The 16,076-nt window shown below is 51.3% G+C and carries 12 protein-coding genes; 3 read left to right on the top strand and 9 right to left on the bottom strand.

The genetic code is table 11. From position 1 onward, the window contains the following. Positions 1-589: 589 nt before the first annotated feature. Positions 590-1,000: a hypothetical protein gene (locus EFB08_RS09795; RefSeq protein ID WP_123126781.1), complete on the top strand. Its 411-nt coding sequence runs from the start codon at positions 590-592 to the stop codon at positions 998-1,000. A gap of 131 nt (positions 1,001-1,131) precedes the next feature. On the opposite strand, the gene EFB08_RS09790 is transcribed toward EFB08_RS09795, so the two are convergent. Next, on the bottom strand, positions 1,132-2,475 hold the full coding sequence (locus EFB08_RS09790; RefSeq protein ID WP_394342964.1) for a DEAD/DEAH box helicase: 1,344 nt from the start codon (positions 2,473-2,475) through the stop codon (positions 1,132-1,134). Positions 2,476-2,752: 277 nt separating this feature from the next. On the opposite strand from EFB08_RS09790, the gene EFB08_RS09780 reads away from it, so the two are divergent. Continuing rightward, positions 2,753-3,256, top strand: a complete 504-nt coding sequence (locus EFB08_RS09780; protein WP_227006285.1) for a hypothetical protein — start codon at positions 2,753-2,755, stop codon at positions 3,254-3,256. A gap of 74 nt (positions 3,257-3,330) precedes the next feature. On the opposite strand, the gene EFB08_RS09775 is transcribed toward EFB08_RS09780, so the two are convergent. Both EFB08_RS09775 and EFB08_RS09770 read right to left on the bottom strand, forming a co-directional pair. After that, a complete protein-coding gene (locus tag EFB08_RS09775; RefSeq protein ID WP_123126778.1) occupies positions 3,331-4,836 on the bottom strand; it encodes an HTTM domain-containing protein in 1,506 nt (501 codons plus the stop codon). A gap of 101 nt (positions 4,837-4,937) precedes the next feature. Beyond that, the gene (locus EFB08_RS09770; RefSeq protein ID WP_193553965.1) at positions 4,938-5,369 is read right to left on the bottom strand and encodes a hypothetical protein; all 432 of its coding nucleotides are present in this window, start codon (positions 5,367-5,369) and stop codon (positions 4,938-4,940) included. Positions 5,370-5,549: 180 nt separating this feature from the next. Here EFB08_RS09770 and EFB08_RS09765 point away from each other — a divergent pair, with 180 nt between their 5' ends. Next, positions 5,550-5,951: a thiol-disulfide oxidoreductase DCC family protein gene (locus EFB08_RS09765; protein ID WP_123126777.1), complete on the top strand. Its 402-nt coding sequence runs from the start codon at positions 5,550-5,552 to the stop codon at positions 5,949-5,951. Between the two features lie 212 nt (positions 5,952-6,163). Here the strand turns inward: EFB08_RS09765 and carB are convergent, their stop codons facing one another. The 6 genes from carB to EFB08_RS09735 all read right to left on the bottom strand — a co-directional run bounded on the left by carB (position 6,164) and on the right by EFB08_RS09735 (position 15,730). Beyond that, on the bottom strand, positions 6,164-8,977 hold the full coding sequence (carB, locus tag EFB08_RS09760; RefSeq protein ID WP_123126776.1) for a carbamoyl-phosphate synthase large subunit: 2,814 nt from the start codon (positions 8,975-8,977) through the stop codon (positions 6,164-6,166). A 452-nt stretch (positions 8,978-9,429) separates the two neighbouring features. After that, complete coding sequence (locus EFB08_RS09755) at positions 9,430-12,378, bottom strand: ATP-dependent DNA helicase (RefSeq protein WP_123126775.1); 2,949 nt, start codon at positions 12,376-12,378, stop codon at positions 9,430-9,432. Between the two features lie 480 nt (positions 12,379-12,858). Further along, a complete protein-coding gene (locus EFB08_RS09750; RefSeq protein WP_123126774.1) occupies positions 12,859-13,974 on the bottom strand; it encodes an alkene reductase in 1,116 nt (371 codons plus the stop codon). A 58-nt stretch (positions 13,975-14,032) separates the two neighbouring features. Then, positions 14,033-14,491: a MarR family winged helix-turn-helix transcriptional regulator gene (locus tag EFB08_RS09745; protein ID WP_123126773.1), complete on the bottom strand. Its 459-nt coding sequence runs from the start codon at positions 14,489-14,491 to the stop codon at positions 14,033-14,035. A 242-nt stretch (positions 14,492-14,733) separates the two neighbouring features. Beyond that, on the bottom strand, positions 14,734-14,973 hold the full coding sequence (locus EFB08_RS09740) for a hypothetical protein (protein WP_123126772.1): 240 nt from the start codon (positions 14,971-14,973) through the stop codon (positions 14,734-14,736). Positions 14,974-15,085: 112 nt separating this feature from the next. Beyond that, positions 15,086-15,730 (bottom strand): DsbA family protein, encoded by a 645-nt coding sequence (locus tag EFB08_RS09735; protein WP_123126771.1) that lies wholly within the window; start codon positions 15,728-15,730, stop codon positions 15,086-15,088. Between the last annotated feature and the right edge of the window lie 346 nt (positions 15,731-16,076).

Raw genomic sequence — 16,076 nt, 5'->3', positions numbered from 1 at the left:
GGGAAGCTATTTGCTGCTCTCCTGCTGCTGTTGCTCTGCCGGGGATACCAACTGGTAGCAATTTTCGGGCTGTTTTCCTGAAAAGGGGCTAAAAATAGAACGGAACACCTCATCGGCAGTTGCAATTAATTTCTGAGAGAAAGGAGAAGGCCTAGGAAAAGATAGGAGCAAGGCATCAGTACCCTATTTTCTGGCTAGCGTTACTTGAAGAAAACGGAGGAAAGAAGCCAAGGAAAAGAGGTTGATTGTAATACTTTCCGAAGATTGCCTCAAGTGGTTGGGAGAGTGATTAAGGACGAAAGTCCAAGCAAATGGGAGGTTGTTTTCGAAAAGAGATATGGCTGTTTATGAGGTAGTTTTCTTAAAATTGAGATAAACTGCTATATATAATTTGATAGATGCTTTAGAGAAGAAGTACCTGACCGGTTTATTTGGTGATTTGAAAATAATTGGAGAAAAGTCAGAAGGGAACGCAACTATTCGGTCGCGTTTTCGATAAAATGGATTCGCCGAGTTATGATCCCGGTGAGCCAAACCTTAATGGCTTTGGTAAAGAAAACGATCTATACACCTAACATTTCTTAAAATTATGGAAAATCAATTTAACAACCAGCCAGGTGCTGCCGCACAAGATGCTACTTCTTACTCACAAGATTCAGCTCAGAATTCATCTAGAAGCCAGGGCCAAAGCTCAGGACAAGGAGGAATCTTAGGAAGCATCACCAGCGGCCTTAGCAACATTCAGGTGCCACAGGCGGTGAAAAATCTGGGTACTTCTGTTTCCCGTTCTTACAGCGGCATGAGCACAACTCAGAAAGTATTGGGTGGCGCTGCTTTGCTGGGAGCCTCTTACTGGGTTGCCAACAACCAAGGCTGGATTGGCCAAGCAAAATCAAGCATCAGCAAATCCGGCGTTTCTGGCAAACTGGGCAAAAAGTCAAAAGGCTCAAAAAACCAGCATTCTGCTGACCAATATTCTACAGGCCAGTACAACTCTTAGTTATCAGGCTTGAGGTTGGTTGCAATACAGGTTTCCCATTTTAGGGCCATTTCCTGGTTGTAACTCCAAAAACAGAAAAGCCGGACACTTTAGAGTGTCCGGCTTTTCTGTTTTTGGAGAAGAGCGGTTGCTTATCGGTTGCCTCGGCCCCCGGAGTTTCTGCCGCCTCCCTGCCGCTGGTCTGAGCTTCCGCCGCCGCTTTGGCTGGAACTGCGGCGTTGGTCTGGGCGTCTGTTGCCGCTATTGTTCTGCCCGCCGCCGCTGCGCGGACCGCGGCTCTGGCCATGGTTTCCGCCGCCGGCAGTGTTTCTGCGGGCAGCTTTATCGGTGGCTTTTCCGCCGGCCAGCGGTAGTTTAGAGTACTCAACGTGGAACGGCTGGTCTTCCTCTATCGGAATGATCTGCTTGGTGAGTTTCTCTATGTCACGCAGGTACGGGAGCTCGGTATCGTCGCAGAAAGAAAGGGCCATTCCCTCGGCACCGGCGCGGCCTGTACGGCCAATGCGGTGCACGTAAGTCTCTGGCTCGTTGGGCAAGTCTACGTTAATCACGTGCGTTAAATCGTCTACGTCAATGCCGCGGGCGGCAATATCAGTAGCTACCAGGGCTTTCAGTTCGTTGTTTTTGAACTGAGTCAGGGCTTTTACGCGGGTGCTCTGGGCTTTGTCTCCGTGAATAGACTGCGCTGAGATGCCTGCTTTAGACAGTTCCTTGGCAATGCGGTCTGCGCCGTGTTTGGTGCGCGAGAAAACCAATGCCCGCTGAATGTCTTCGCCTTTGAGAAGGTGCTTCAGCAAAGCGCGTTTAGTGGTTTTGTCCACGAAATAAACTTTCTGAGCGATTTTCTCGGCGGTGCTGGAAACCGGGGTTACCTCTACGTACACCGGCTCGCGCAGAATGCTGGAAGAAAGCTTCTGGATCTCCTGCGGCATGGTGGCCGAGAACAACAGCGTCTGGCGGTGGGTAGGAATCTGCGCGATGACTTTGCGTACATCGTGGATAAAGCCCATGTCCAGCATGCGGTCGGCCTCATCCAGGATGAAGGTCTCAATGTGTTTCAGGGATAACAATCCCTGGTTCATCAGGTCAAGTAACCTGCCCGGGGTGGCTACCACAATGTCAACGCCCCGTCTGATCTGCTCTACCTGTGGTACCTGACCTACACCGCCGAATACTACGGTGTGTTTGATCTTGGTGTAACGGCCGTACGCCTGAATGCTGTCGCCGATCTGCAGCGCCAGTTCGCGGGTAGGCGTTAAAATAAGGGCCCGAATAGCTTTGGCCGGGTGCGCCGGACCTGCCTCGTGCAGGCGCTGCAACAGCGGCAAGCTGAAAGCGGCGGTTTTTCCGGTACCCGTCTGGGCGCAACCCAATAAATCATCGCCGTTCAATACGGGCGGAATGGCTTGTTCCTGGATGGGGGTTGGGGTAGTGTATCCCTCTTCCTGCAGGGCTTGCAGCAGAGGTTCTATCAAATTAAGTTCTGAAAATGTCATTATGAAAAGTAACGGCCGGTTCTGTTGGCCAAGCACAAAAAAAAGACGCAGCAATTGGCGCCTATCCCTAGAAGACACAAAGATAGGTAAAAAGATTCAGTCGCGTTTTTTAGCCGGTTTTGGCCAAAATGGCCATGAAACAGACGTGCTTGAGGCGAAGCTCTTGGGGAAGGCAACCTTCGCGCCCAAAAACGGTTAATAGGAGTTAGGTTTAGAGCACCTGAACATTTAAAACACGCTTAATCATTTATAGTTTATGGAATCAGAAAAGACGTACAAACGCGATAAAACCACTAAAAGAGCCTCCAAGAAAAGACTGAATAAATGGCTGCGGTCAAGCATAGCAGGGCTGGCCGGGGCTATGGCCGTGACTGTTGTGCACGAGACCGTGCGCCGCTTTTACCCCAAAGCTCCCCGCATGGATATCTTGGGCATGCGCGCCATTGCAAAAGGTTTGCGGTACGCCGGGCAAACCCCACCCGATGATGACAAACTGCACACCTGGTCACTGGTAGGTGATATTGTCTCAAATGGCTTGTATTACAGCTTAACCGGCGGAGGCAAGAAAGCCTGGTGGCGAGGAGCGGTTCTTGGGGCAGCGGCTGGAGTAGGCGGCGTCATATTGCCCGGACCCATGGGCTTAGGCGTAGCGCCTAGCGCCAGAACCAAACAAACTCAGGCCCTTACCATTGGCTATTACCTGCTTGCCGGCGTAGTAGCCGGTGGCGTGGCCAAGTGGCTGCGTAAGGTGAAGGTGTAAGTCCAGATCTAGTGAACAAAACGAAGCCGTTTAAGGGCTGTTTTAGAGAAAACAGCCCTTAAACGGCTTTATCCTTAAGGCTTGCAATGGCAGAGTACCTCGCGTTTGATAGGCTCGGTTTTATAATTGGGGAGGGTGACTTCTTTCATGTACACCACCGACAGTTCGTTGATTTGTTCCTGTTGAGGGTGGTTCTCGTTCCAGCGGCGCATAAGGTAAAAGCAGTAATAAGGCCGCATGTATTCATTGGGCACAAACAGGTAGTTCTCTGAGTATTTGCGCCAACGGTCGTTCTTGAAGAGGCTCACCACCGAGGCAGGCTTCACGGTATCGGGTTCTTTGCCTTGCTGGTTCAGGTCTACTTTCTGGTTGCCGTTAGTGATTCCCTCCAGTACGTACCATCCGTCTTCCTTGAAGACATTAGGGGCGAACATGCTCCAGTTCTGATCCAGGCGAGGCACCAAAGCGGCCCATTGCAACTTGGCCGGTACCTGTAAATAAGGGATGCCCAAAGTGCTCAGGTTCCACCAGAAAGCCATTATCAGAGCCACCAGTACCAACCCTTCCCGCAGGTATTTTAGTTGAAACCCATTGGAGAATTGGGGAGAATTCCACTTCAGTTGCATCTCCAGTTCTACCGGCGAGCGCATTCCTTTGCCCAACCTGGACCAACGTTTATGCAGTTTGGCGTAGCCCTTCCGCAAGTAACGGTCTACTGTGTCCATTACCGGAGTGGGCAGCAGCCCAATTACCGCCGAGATGCTGATCAGGTAAAACAAGCCTACAAACAAAGACAAACTGATCCCGATGTGCAAACCCACAATAGCTACAATGAACAGCATCCGGAACCAGGTAGTGCGCCAAGGGATTAGCAGTACAAAGGGCAGCCACATCTCCAGAAAATAAGTGGCGTGTGTGAGTTGCTTCATCAGCAGCGGGTACTGGTAAAGGATTCGGCCACCAGGCATCAGGATTTGGTCGATGCTTAAGGCGTAATATAATGCGGTGCCATCGGTGGTCCAGTCGGGGCCGTTTTTGAGGAGCGCGGTGAACACGTATACCCAGCCCACCTGCAGGAGATAAGCCGCCGAGGCCATGCTCAGGTAGTGGGTGTTGGTTTCTGAGGTGAGGGAACGGCGGGCATCTACGGAGTAATGCCGATGCCAAGGTAAAAACATACCCCAAAACAACAGCATCCGGAGCAGGCTATCACCGGACTGGGTAATAAGCGGATTTCGGTTCTGCAGGGAAAGCAGCAGAATCCAGGAAACGAAGGTAGCCAAGCGCGTATGGTACCCCAGCAACAGGCAGACGGCCGCCACACCCGCTATGCAAAACAGGACTAGTTCAAATTGCCAAAGACCACTGAGGGTGTGAAAAGAGAAGAAATATTGATTCCAGGCGTTGGCGTGCAGCACGTGCAAGGGAAGTACCCCAATGTTTGAATAATGCGCCTCCAGATCTGAAGCCCTGATGCCAATGTCCAGCAACAATACACTGGCCACCCATATTCGCATGAAGGAAATGGCCCGGGTATCTGTGTAAAATACGCGATGCAGATACTGTCTGAGTAGATGCATAGGGATAAGGATGAAGAAAGGGAAAACAGAAAAGGCAAAACCAATGGGCCTTGCCTTTTCTGTGATACAGGAACGTTCTTAAGAACGTTTACTTTAGACCATTAACGGCCGGTAGTAGTGGTTCCTGTGGTGGTGCCGGTAGTTGTACCAGTGGTAGTACCAGTGGTAGTTCCGGTAGTGGTGCCAGTTGTACCAGTGGTGGTTCCGGTAGTAGTACCAGTTGTTCCAGTTGTTCCAGTAGTACCTGTTGTGCCAGTTGTACCAGTAGTGGTGCCGGTGGTAGTTCCGGTAGTGGTACCAGTGGTAGTTCCAGTAGTGCCAGAGGTAGTTCCGGTAGTGGTACCAGTGGTAGTTCCAGTAGTGCCAGAGGTAGTACCGGTAGTACCCGAGGTGGTACCAGTAGTACCGCTTTCGGTGCTCATATCAGTGGATGTAGTATCCGTGGTTGTCTCAGAAGCGCCTGAGCAAGACGTTAACGCCGAGGCTGCTACAAATGCGGCAACTGCGAACATGTTTACAAAAGTCTTTTTCATAGTTTTGACAGGTTAATGAATGGTTATAAATGGTTTCCCTTTTCAAGTTCATCTTTTACGCACACTTATTAGAAAGGTGCCATTTTTTACTAAAAATTATCTACAAAGCGCGTTTTCTTTCCCCGGAGCCTTATCTTAGACGTACTAAAGAACAGGCTTCCACCTCCATGTTCCCGAATTATGCTTCCTTCCTCTCCAACTATCCTCTTTGACGGTGTCTGCAACCTTTGTAACGGATTTGTACAGTTTGTGATCAATAATGATCCAAAAAGTTATTTCAGGTTTGCCTCTTTACAGTCCGATACTGGCCAGGAGGTGCTTAGAATCCATGGTTTACCAACGGAACAATTCAAGAGTGTATTGCTGGTGGAAGACGGAAAGATCTACACCCGGTCTGCGGCTGCCCTGCGCATTGTGCGCCGTTTAAGCGGCGGCTGGTCTGGTTTGTACGTTTTTGTCTTAATGCCGAGGTTCCTGCGGGACCCGTTGTATGATTGGGTATCCAGGAACCGCTACCGTTGGTTTGGCCAGCAGGAGAGTTGTATGCTTCCAACTCCCGAGTTAAAGGCCCGTTTTCTGTAAATCAGCCTTAAACTAGAAGAAGGGCTTCTTGCAGATACTACAGTTTGCGTCAACGCAAGCAGATAGAAAAAGAAGAAATGAGTGGTAGAGACAAGGCATGCCTTGTCTCTACGGTTCAAACAGAAAGCAATCCCACAAAACGCAAAAGGGCTGCTCCACCAGAACAGCCCTTTTCTTACCTAACATCGTGCTACGCAGTGAGTGCCTACTAATTACATACTCAGGTACAAATTTCGCTCAGAGTAAATCTTGGTGAAGTATTCGTCTTCCAGGTTGTCTATGAAGTAGATGGCTTCGCCGGTTGACTTCATTTCTGGTCCTAGCTCCTTGTTCACCTCAGGAAATTTGCTGTGGGAGAATACCGGTACCTTGATGGCGTAACCGTTTTTCACTGGATTGAAGGTGAAATCGGTTACTTTCTTCTCGCCCAACATCACTTTGGCGGCGTAGTTCACATACGGCTCTTGGTAGGCTTTCGCGATGAACGGCACCGTGCGGCTGGCGCGTGGGTTCGCCTCAATGATGTACACAATCTCGTTCTTGATCGCGAATTGGATGTTGATCAAACCAACCGTTTTCAGCGCCAAGGCGATTTTCTTCGTGTACTCATCAATCTGGTTCAGTACGTTCTCGCTTAGGTCAAAAGGAGGCAGTAACGCGTAGGAGTCACCGGAGTGGATACCGGCGGGCTCAATGTGCTCCATTACGCCCAGGATGTGCACGTTCTCACCGTCGCAAATGGCATCAGCCTCGGCTTCGATGGCGCGGTCCAGGAAGTGATCCAGAAGTACTTTGTTGCCGGGGTTGTCCTTCAGGATATCCAGTACCTGCGCTTCCAGTTCCTTCTCGTTAATCACGATCTTCATGTTCTGACCACCCAATACGTAGCTAGGACGCACAAGCAGCGGGAACTTCAGGTCTTTGCAGACTTCCAGCGCTTCCTCGGCAGAAGTAACGCTCGCAAATGGAGGATACGGGATGTTGTTTTCTTTCAGGAGGGTTGAGAAGGCACCGCGGTCTTCGGCTAAGTCAAGGCTTTCATAGGTAGTTCCCATGATCTTGATGCCATAGCGGGTAAGTTTTTCAGCCAGTTTCAGAGCGGTCTGTCCGCCAAGCTGTACGATGACGCCTACAGGGTTTTCGTGCAGGATGATGTCATAGATGTGCTCCCAGAACACCGGCTCAAAGTACAGCTTGTCAGAGATGTCAGAGTCTGTAGAAACCGTCTCGGGGTTGCAGTTGATCATGATGGTCTCGTAGCCACACTCGCTGGCAGCCAGTACGCCGTGCACGCAGGAGTAATCAAACTCAATACCTTGCCCGATGCGGTTTGGACCGGAGCCCAACACTACCACTTTCTTGCGGTCAGAGACTTTGCTCTCGTTCTCGCCGTCAAAGGTGCTGTAGTAGTAAGGCGTCACGGCCTCGAACTCAGCGGCGCAGGTATCTACCATCTTGAACACGCGCTTGATGCCCATGCTGGTGCGTTTCTCGTGCACTTCGCTTTCCTTGCAGCGCAACAGGTACGCCAGCTGTCTATCGGCGAAGCCTTTCACTTTGGCGCTGCGCATCAAATCCACCGGAATGTTGTCGATGGTGTATTTCAGGATCTCACGCTCGGTCAGCTCCAACTCTTCAATCTGCTGCAAGAACCAAGGGTCAATCTTAGTTACTTTCTGGATGGTGCTGGTAGCTACGCCAAATTTCATGGCATCTTTGATGGTGAACAGACGGTCCCAGCTAGGGTGCTCCAAGCTGTACATGAGCTGGTCGTAGTTGGTCTTTTCCTTGCCATCGGCGCCCAAGCCGTTGCGCTTGATCTCCAGGCTTTGACAAGCCTTCTGCAAGGCTTCCTGGAAGGTACGGCCGATGCCCATTACCTCGCCCACAGACTTCATCTGCAAGCCCAATTGTTTGTTCGCACCTTTGAACTTGTCAAAGTTCCAGCGCGGTATCTTCACAATCACGTAGTCCAGCGCGGGCTCAAAGAACGCCGAGGTGGTTTTGGTGATGGAGTTTTTCAGTTCGTCCAGGTTATAGCCAATCGCCAGTTTGGCGGCTACTTTGGCAATAGGATAACCCGTGGCTTTAGAGGCCAGCGCCGAAGAGCGGCTCACGCGCGGGTTAATCTCGATGGCGATGATGGTGTCATCCTCGGGGTTCACCGAGAACTGTACGTTACAGCCACCGGCAAACTGCCCGATGCCGTTCATCATCTTGATGGCCAAATCCCGCATCTGTTGGTAGATGGTGTCTGGCAAAGTCATGGCCGGCGCGACCGTGATAGAGTCACCCGTGTGGATACCCATCGGGTCAAAGTTCTCAATAGAGCAGATGATGATCACGTTGCCGATGTTGTCGCGCAACAGCTCCAGCTCATACTCTTTCCAACCCATGATGCTTTGCTCTACCAGTACCTCGTGGGTAGGGCTGGCGTGCAGACCGCGGGTTAAGGCCTGGTCAAATTCCTCAGGAGAGTTCACGAAACCACCGCCGGTTCCACCCAAGGTGAACGACGGACGAATCACGAGCGGAAAGCCGATTTCCTGCGCGATTTCCTTCCCTTCCAGGAACGAGGTAGCGGTGTTGCCTTTGCAGACATTTACGCCCAGGTCCAGCATGAGCAGGCGGAATTTCTCACGGTCTTCTGTGGTCTCAATGGCTTTAATATCTACGCCAATGATCTTCACGCCGTATTTTTTCCAAATACCAGCTTTTTCGCAGTCAATTGCCAGGTTCAACGCAGTCTGTCCGCCCATGGTAGGCAATACCGCGTCAATCTTGTGTTTCTCCAGAATCTCAATGATCGACTTCTTCTCCAGCGGCTTCAGGTACACGTTGTCCGCGGTAATAGAGTCGGTCATGATGGTGGCGGGGTTGGAGTTGATGAGGGTAACCTCAATCCCCTCTTCGCGCAGGGAGCGGGAGGCTTGGGAGCCAGCATAGTCAAATTCACAGGCCTGCCCAATTACAATAGGACCGGAACCAATGATCAAGATCGACTTAATGGAATTATCTCTAGGCATTAGTAAAGCGGTATGTATAAATTGCCCAAAGTTAAGGCAGAAAGTTTAGAACTGTGGCCAAAAAATGAGGTCAGCCGAAAATTCCTTGAAATAATCTTAATTAGCTGGAGGTTGAGCAGGAAATTCTTTAATCAGGGGAGTTGTGACAATATACTTATGACCTGAAGCCCATGTTCTGGCGTTGGATGTAGAAGTCCTGGCGTTGAATGTAGAACAGATCCAAAGCTTAGAAGCTGTTTAGTAAAGTCAACGCATGGACCTCCCGTGTACGGAAGACTTTTTTGCATTGTGTTAGCTTTAATGGGGAAGGTAGCGTCCTTTCATCCTGCCGGATGATGTCGTTGTAGTGCAACGACGCTACATATTGGCCTGTAGCGACGTTACATTGTAACGTCGTACGCACTGAGGAAATCCGTTTCAGGCCCGATATCCAGAAAACAGGCCCGAAACGATTAGGACTGTAAAAACGAAACTCCCCGGCGCTCCCATTCAGAGGCCAGTTCCAGTTTAGGCAAAAGCGTTTTCAACAGCCAATTTTCCATTTCTGCACCGGCATGGAAAGGCGTAATATCCACCGGCAGTTCGTCTTTGAGGTGTTGCATGCGGGCCGTGTGATGCACCCGGGAATCCAGAATCACGAAAGCGCCTTTGTCCTTTTCGCGCCGCACCAAACGTCCGAAGCCCTGCCGCAACTTATGCTGACTGGCCGGATAGTAGAACTTGCTCCAGAAGAAACCGCCTTCCACCTCACGCCGGTGCGCCACCAACGGATTACCCAATGAGGGATTCGGCAACCGGAAAACAATCACCTGCGAGAGCGTAACGCCCGGAAAATCCACGCCTGACCACATGCGGTCCAGCCCCAGCAAAACGGAATGCTCTTCCTGCCGGAACCTCCTTATCTCCCACAAACTGGTGCCTTCCTGTTTCAACAACTCAATGTCATAGGCGGGCAGGCGCGGGTGCAGCCAACGGTAGGCGTCTTCCATGTCTCTTCGGCTGGTGAAAAGGACCAGGGTTCTGCCGTTCAGGGCCACAATGCACTTGAGCAGCGTTTCCATGGAAGTCTGGAGCCAGGCCTGTTTCTGGTCCTGCGCCATTCTGTGTTCATAGCAGGGAATAAACGCGGGCACCACGGCGTGGACCTTCTCCTGCTGCTCATAGTTGAACGGCGACAAATACCGGACTTCCTGGGCGAATGGCTCCTGCCGGCCCAGTTGGTTTCTAAAGTATTGCGTGTTGCCACCCACGTACAGCGTAGCCGAGGTGAATAGCAGGCTGGGATAGACGTTCTGCAGCTTCTCCATCTCGTCCTGCAGGTAATACGGCATCTTACTCACCGACCAGTTCTGACCGCTTTTCTCCAACACATGAATCCATTTGCGGGCCGGGAAGTCGCTGGTGATTTTCTGGAGCGAATCGGCAAACTCTGCGGCTTTCTCCTTGTAGGTTTCCAGGCGACTGAAGGTCTTGTCCTCGGGCTGTTTCAGGAGCTTGAGGATGCGGTCAATCTTGCCGGCCACAAACTGGATGGCAGTCAGGAGTTCCTGCAGGGCTTGTTCAATATCAGCGCTGAACTCCCGTTTAACCCAGCGGCCATTTTCTTCCAGGGAGATTTCCTCCTGCCAGCGCTGCTCTCCTTGGATAGGCAACGCCTGAATCAGCTCACCACTGGCCCTGATGGTGGCGCAGTCGCGGTGAATGGAATCAATCTCGTCCAGTACCAATTGGGCCGTTTCGGTTTCCACGTGATGTGCCACGCGTTCCGCCACTCTGTCCAGGAAGCCTTTGCGGTAATCCTTGCCCAATAATGGGCGCAGAAGCCTGGCCTCCACCACTCCCAGGCTGAAGTTCATACTTAGGGCGCTTCGGGCGAAATCAGGGAATTGGTCTGCCTCGTCAATGATGCAGTGTTTGATGAGATCGGTGAGTTTAGGCGGCAGCTGTAGCAGTTTGTGGTGGTTCGTCACAATAATATCGGCCGCATAGGCCAGCTCCATGTGCTTGGCGTACGTGCACTTGGCGGGTTCCTGGCACAGTTTGGGTACGCAAACTTCCTGCGCATTCGCCTCCATGAGTAGACGGTACGTATCTGGCAGAATGGCCCTGATGTTGTGCGGAATCTCTTCCACTTCGCCTTGGGTATGGTGCACGCGCAGCACCAGGTACAGCCAGCTCAGTCCTTCCCGGATGGTGCCTTTCTCCTGCACCACCAGCTCGTCATACAAATCCAGCAGCGCAGAAACACAGACATAGTTGTTCTTGCCTTTCACAATGGCAGGCCGAAGGTGGGAATGTAGACCTCCCTTGAAGCGCAGCCGCGGAATCTCGCCCTGCATGACTTGTTCCTGCAGGTTTTTGGTAGCCGTTGCTACCACTACTTTGCGACCAGGATTGAGGCGCAGCAGCTCAGCGGCGGCGATAAGGTAGCCCATGGTTTTGCCGGTGCCTGTTCCCGCTTCGGCCACAAACGTGCCTTTATCGGTTAAAGCTTTGTTGCAGAACTGGGCGTACTGCATCTGGGCGTACCGCTCCGGCAGTCCGTGTTTCTTGTACCAGGCGTGGAGGGCATCATGGACAAGTTGGTCCGATGGTTGGGCAATGTCTACCCTCGGCTTTACCGCGGTGGCATCGGTTACGGTAGGGAGCCAGGAGGTGAGCAGTTCCCGCAAGTGAAACGGCAACACCGGTACCTCAGAGGTGGGAAGCGGCGTGAGCCAGTGTAAATCCAGCGGCTCCAACGTTTCGATGTGCTCGGCAGCGGCTTGTAAGGTGCGCCAGGCACTGCCCATGTACACGGTGCCTAAGTCCAGTACCTGCCTTAGTAGCTGCATGAATAACGTAGGCTCGCCGGGTTCATCTTCCGGAGTGCTGGAGATTTTCTGCAACAGCACCTCTAACAGTTTGAAAAGTTGCGTGTGCAGGGCCGCTAAGGCCACGTGCATGGGTTGGGAAGCAGGCTTTTTCTGGGCAGCAGTGGAAAGGGCTACCACATCGCCTATCTCCATCAGGTTCAGGTGCGGCAGAAAGAAAGAAGAAAGTACAGCCAGATCGGCGCAGATGGGCGGTGTGGGCATTCCTGCCAAGATGTAATGCTTGAGCCAGGTTTGCTCGTGACGCTCGTGAAAGAAAAACACGTGCGTGAAGGTGCTTAGGTATTCCTGAACCTCGGCTTTCAACTCTTGCCAGAGGGGAGCGCTTTTTGCCTGTTCCTTGCTGATTTTGGAGAGTTTCTGCACGCTGCGGCCAAACTCCGCCTCGGGGTTGATAAACCATTCCTTCAGCACCGCATTCCCTTTCTGCAACGACAATACCCCTACCTGCAGCAGCCCATGTTTGGAACCATAGGAGCCGGTGGCATATAAATGCACGATCGCAAAGGATGGGGAATCAGCTTTCATCAAGACCTCGTTCACACTTCAAAGCAGAACCACAAAGGTACGTTATGCTAAGGAATTTGCAGTAAAATAGTGGTTGATGCTAAGCAGTTTAGAGGATGGGTGTTTTGGGCTTGTTTTCAGAAAAAGAAGCCCGAAACCCATAAGCACTCTCTTTTAGGTTTGTCCCCCGATAGACCGAAAGAGACGCTTTGAGCCTGTTTTCTGGAAAGAAGGCTTCTCTCCGCTAGCGCGAGCCTCCGGCTCGTGTCCGCACGTATTGCTGGATGCTCCTCATTTTGGCATTCTGAAAGCATATTGTGGGAAAACGGTAATAGCGCTTACCACAAAGCTTTTCTAGCTCGCCCACAAGATCTTTCCAAGATGACAAGTTGGAGGAGGGTTCCGTTTCAAGCCTCATTTTACCAAAATACCTTTAAAACGAAAAAAGCCGCACAATGCGTGCGGCCCTTTCCTATATATGCAGTTGTGTGTTCCTTGTGGTTAGGCAGCAGCCTCGGCCAGGGTAGGGTAATCGGTGTAGCCTACTTCGCCGGTGTTGCTGTAGAAGGTGTTGTAGTCCGGGACGTTCAGCTCGGCTTGCTCCGCGAAACGCTCTACCAGGTCTGGGTTCGCGATGAACGGTCTGCCGTAGGCCACCAGGTCTGCTAACCCGTCTGACAGGATTTTGTTTCCGGTTTCCTGCGTGAAGCCGCCGTTGATGATGAGCGTTCCGTTGTACAGCGGACGGAAGTGCTTGGCTACTTCTTTGATGGCGTAGGGCAACTCGGCAACTTTAGGAGAAGCCTCAGTCAGGTGCAGATACGCCAGGTTGTAGTCGTTCAGACGCTTCACAATGTACTCAAACGTAGGCGCGGTTTCCTCATCCACGGTAATCCCGAACTGCTCGTGCATAGACGGGTTCAGACGAACACCCACGCGGCTCAGGTCAATAAGTTCTTTCACGGCATCCAGCACCTCAAAGAAGAAGCGGGCGCGGTTCTCAACAGTTCCGCCGTATTCATCGGTGCGCTGGTTTGAGCAGCGGCTGAAGAACTGGTGGAACAGGTAACCGTTGGAAGAGTGGATCTCTACGCCGTCAAAGCCAGCTTCTACCGCGTTGGCAGCGGCTTTCCTGAAGTCCTCCACAATGCCTTTGATTTCCTCGGTCTCTAAAGCTCTAGGCGTCACGGTTGGTTTGAAACCTTCCTCGGTGAATGCCTGGTCGTTGGGGTTAACCGCCGATGGTGCCACCGGTAGTTCGCCGTTGTGGAAATCTGGGTGCGACATACGGCCCACGTGCCAGAGCTGCGCGAAGATTCTGCCGCCTTTCTCGTGCACGGCCTTGGTCACCCCTTTCCAGCCTTCAACCTGCGCAGGGGAGTAAATGCCCGGGATGTTGACATACCCCACGCCCTGTGGGCTCACCGGCGTGCCTTCTGAGATGATAAGGCCGGCGCTGGCGCGTTGCGCGTAGTATTTGGCGTTCAACTCAGTAGGTACGTTCTCTGGGTTATTAGACCGGCTGCGGGTCATAGGGGCCATTACCAAGCGGTTGTTCAGTTGGAGAACTCCCTTTCTATAAGGCTGTAACAGCGATTGATTTTCTTTCTGACTCATCTTTTTACTTTGTTGTTAAAACATCAGTTGTATATACAACTATATGCATAAAAAAATATTACTGATCTCTTTCCCTGAGTTTGTCCATCAGTTCGCCAATTTTGATGGCTTCTTCTTCACTGATCTGGCTGTATTTCTCCTCCAGGTTCTGCATGATGGTGTCGGTTTGCTTCAGCAACTCCAGGCCTTTCTCAGTAATCATGATGTCTACTTTGCGGCGGTTATCAGAACATTGGCACCGGGTCACCAGTCCTTTCTCCAACAGTTTGTCAACCAAACGGGTGGCATTGGAGTCACGGTCCAGCATTCGTTCCTGAACCAGGCCTAACGTAGCCGGATTTGGGTATTGCCCTCGAAGAATACCCAACACATTGTGCTGCTGCAACGATATCCCATACTGCTTCAACTGGCAGGAAAACCCTTTTTGCAGCCAGTTACCCGTGAACATGATGTTTACCACCATGCGGCGGTAAGGGCTGCCAAATGTCTTCTGCTTCAATTCATCCTCTAATTTCATGGGCTTACGGCCGTTGGTCCGGCAAATATACGTTGCTCTATTGTATATACAACTATTGTAGATATATAGTTTCAAGAAGGCCTAAAAACAAGAGACTTTTACATAGGTAAAATGATGCCTGCTTTTATAGCCTTTTTTCGGTAAAACAGCCTCAAAACAGACTTGCAAGCAGGTTTTAGTTTTGGCCTGAAGTATTGCCTAACTCTGTTTTTAGTGTTGCTAAGGTAACTTGGTTTCCAGGTTTAAACCAGGTTAGGCCCTGCCAGAGGAGCTATATAGCCGGTGGTAGCCGGGGATTCTACGGTGCTGTCTGGATCTGCGTCTTCGGTGATGTCTGTGGCGGCATCATCACGGTCCTTGGCTTCCTGGTCGGCGGGCTTTTTCGCCTCGCAGGCACCCAATAGAAACAGGCTGGTAACGGCGGAGAACATTCCCGTTCTCCAGAAGGAGCGACTAACAAATAAAGTGGTTTCTTTTTTCATAGAAGTAGATAGTTCAGTTCGTGTTCTACTCTACGGAAAACTCAGGAATGTTGGTAAAAAAAGTGGGCAGCCGAATTCAAATTGGCCGCCCGAAGAAGATTGACCTGTCGTTTTATTGAGCGAGAACCTGATCCAAAGCAGGGGTAAGATCTTCAAACTTGGCATAGCCTCTGGTGACTAGATACAGTTGTTCTCCGTTCTGCGCCACCATGGACGGGAAACCCTGAATGCCCCACGCCTGAACCTGCGCAAACTCCTGCTGGGCTAGCATGCGATACTTCTCATCCGCGAAGCGCTCCCGGAACTGCTCCTCGGTAAGGCCTGCTTCCTGCGCCAGTGGCAGATAGATTTCTATCTGGTTGAAGTCTTTGCCCTCCTTAAATTGTAAATCCTGAATGGCTTTGGCGTATTTCACCTGCTGGTCTGGGCGCAGTTCTTTGAAGATGCTCAGCACAATAGCTGGTGGCTCTGAATTAGAGATGTACGTGCCTTTGTCCAGCACCTCTGTGAAATACGGTTCACCCATTTTCACGCCTGTTATTTCATTGAGCCTGGGCATAGCCTGTTTGATGTAGCTAGCCATGCTCCCGATGGGCCCCACACGCTCGCCCAGAATCATGCCCCCGCTCAGCACTTCAAAATGGAATTTGTCAGCATAGGCAGCGTGCAACTTCTCAATCTGCGGACCCATGGCAAAGCACCAGCCGCAGAGGGCATCGGAGATATAGAAAAGAGTAGGCTTATTATTAGTAGTCATGAGTTCTGAGTCTTGAGTCAAGAGTTATAAAATGGGTAAGCTGCTGGAGCGTTTTGGATTCGTTTTCAGAAAACCAAGCTAGGAACAGCGGCTACAAAGGTAGATAACTAACTCTTGGCCTTAGGCTTCAAACTGGTTTCTACGGGTAAACCCTTGCATGGTATTATGTGACGATATCTGAGTGTCCCCCTTTGAAGGGGGTAGGGGGATGACCATGTCGTATGAAGAGCCAAAAGCTTCTGCTCAGTTATAAGTTTTCTTCCTCACTTAAGGGCAACCACAAGGGATTGCCCCTACAAATTAGGAATGCCTTCATCTGCCCGGACAATCATCCCCCTACCCCCTT

This window comes from Rufibacter latericius, assembly GCF_003721515.1.
GTDB lineage: Bacteria > Bacteroidota > Bacteroidia > Cytophagales > Hymenobacteraceae > Nibribacter > Nibribacter latericius.
This window is presented reverse-complemented; position numbering and strand designations above follow the sequence as displayed.

What these genes read in the sequence shown, in the direction of transcription:
- EFB08_RS09745 (WP_123126773.1), bottom strand. Translation starts at nt 14,491, where the DNA reads ATGAAATTAGAGGATGAATTGAAGCAGAAGACATTTGGCAGCCCTTAC.
- EFB08_RS09755 (WP_123126775.1), bottom strand. Translation starts at nt 12,378, where the DNA reads ATGAAAGCTGATTCCCCATCCTTTGCGATCGTGCATTTATATGCCACC.
- carB (WP_123126776.1), bottom strand. Translation starts at nt 8,977, where the DNA reads ATGCCTAGAGATAATTCCATTAAGTCGATCTTGATCATTGGTTCCGGT.
- EFB08_RS09740 (WP_123126772.1), bottom strand. Translation starts at nt 14,973, where the DNA reads ATGAAAAAAGAAACCACTTTATTTGTTAGTCGCTCCTTCTGGAGAACG.
- EFB08_RS09765 (WP_123126777.1), top strand. Translation starts at nt 5,550, where the DNA reads ATGCTTCCTTCCTCTCCAACTATCCTCTTTGACGGTGTCTGCAACCTT.
- EFB08_RS09775 (WP_123126778.1), bottom strand. Translation starts at nt 4,836, where the DNA reads ATGCATCTACTCAGACAGTATCTGCATCGCGTATTTTACACAGATACC.
- EFB08_RS09770 (WP_193553965.1), bottom strand. Translation starts at nt 5,369, where the DNA reads ATGAAAAAGACTTTTGTAAACATGTTCGCAGTTGCCGCATTTGTAGCA.
- EFB08_RS09795 (WP_123126781.1), top strand. Translation starts at nt 590, where the DNA reads ATGGAAAATCAATTTAACAACCAGCCAGGTGCTGCCGCACAAGATGCT.
- EFB08_RS09735 (WP_123126771.1), bottom strand. Translation starts at nt 15,730, where the DNA reads ATGACTACTAATAATAAGCCTACTCTTTTCTATATCTCCGATGCCCTC.
- EFB08_RS09780 (WP_227006285.1), top strand. Translation starts at nt 2,753, where the DNA reads ATGGAATCAGAAAAGACGTACAAACGCGATAAAACCACTAAAAGAGCC.
- EFB08_RS09750 (WP_123126774.1), bottom strand. Translation starts at nt 13,974, where the DNA reads ATGAGTCAGAAAGAAAATCAATCGCTGTTACAGCCTTATAGAAAGGGA.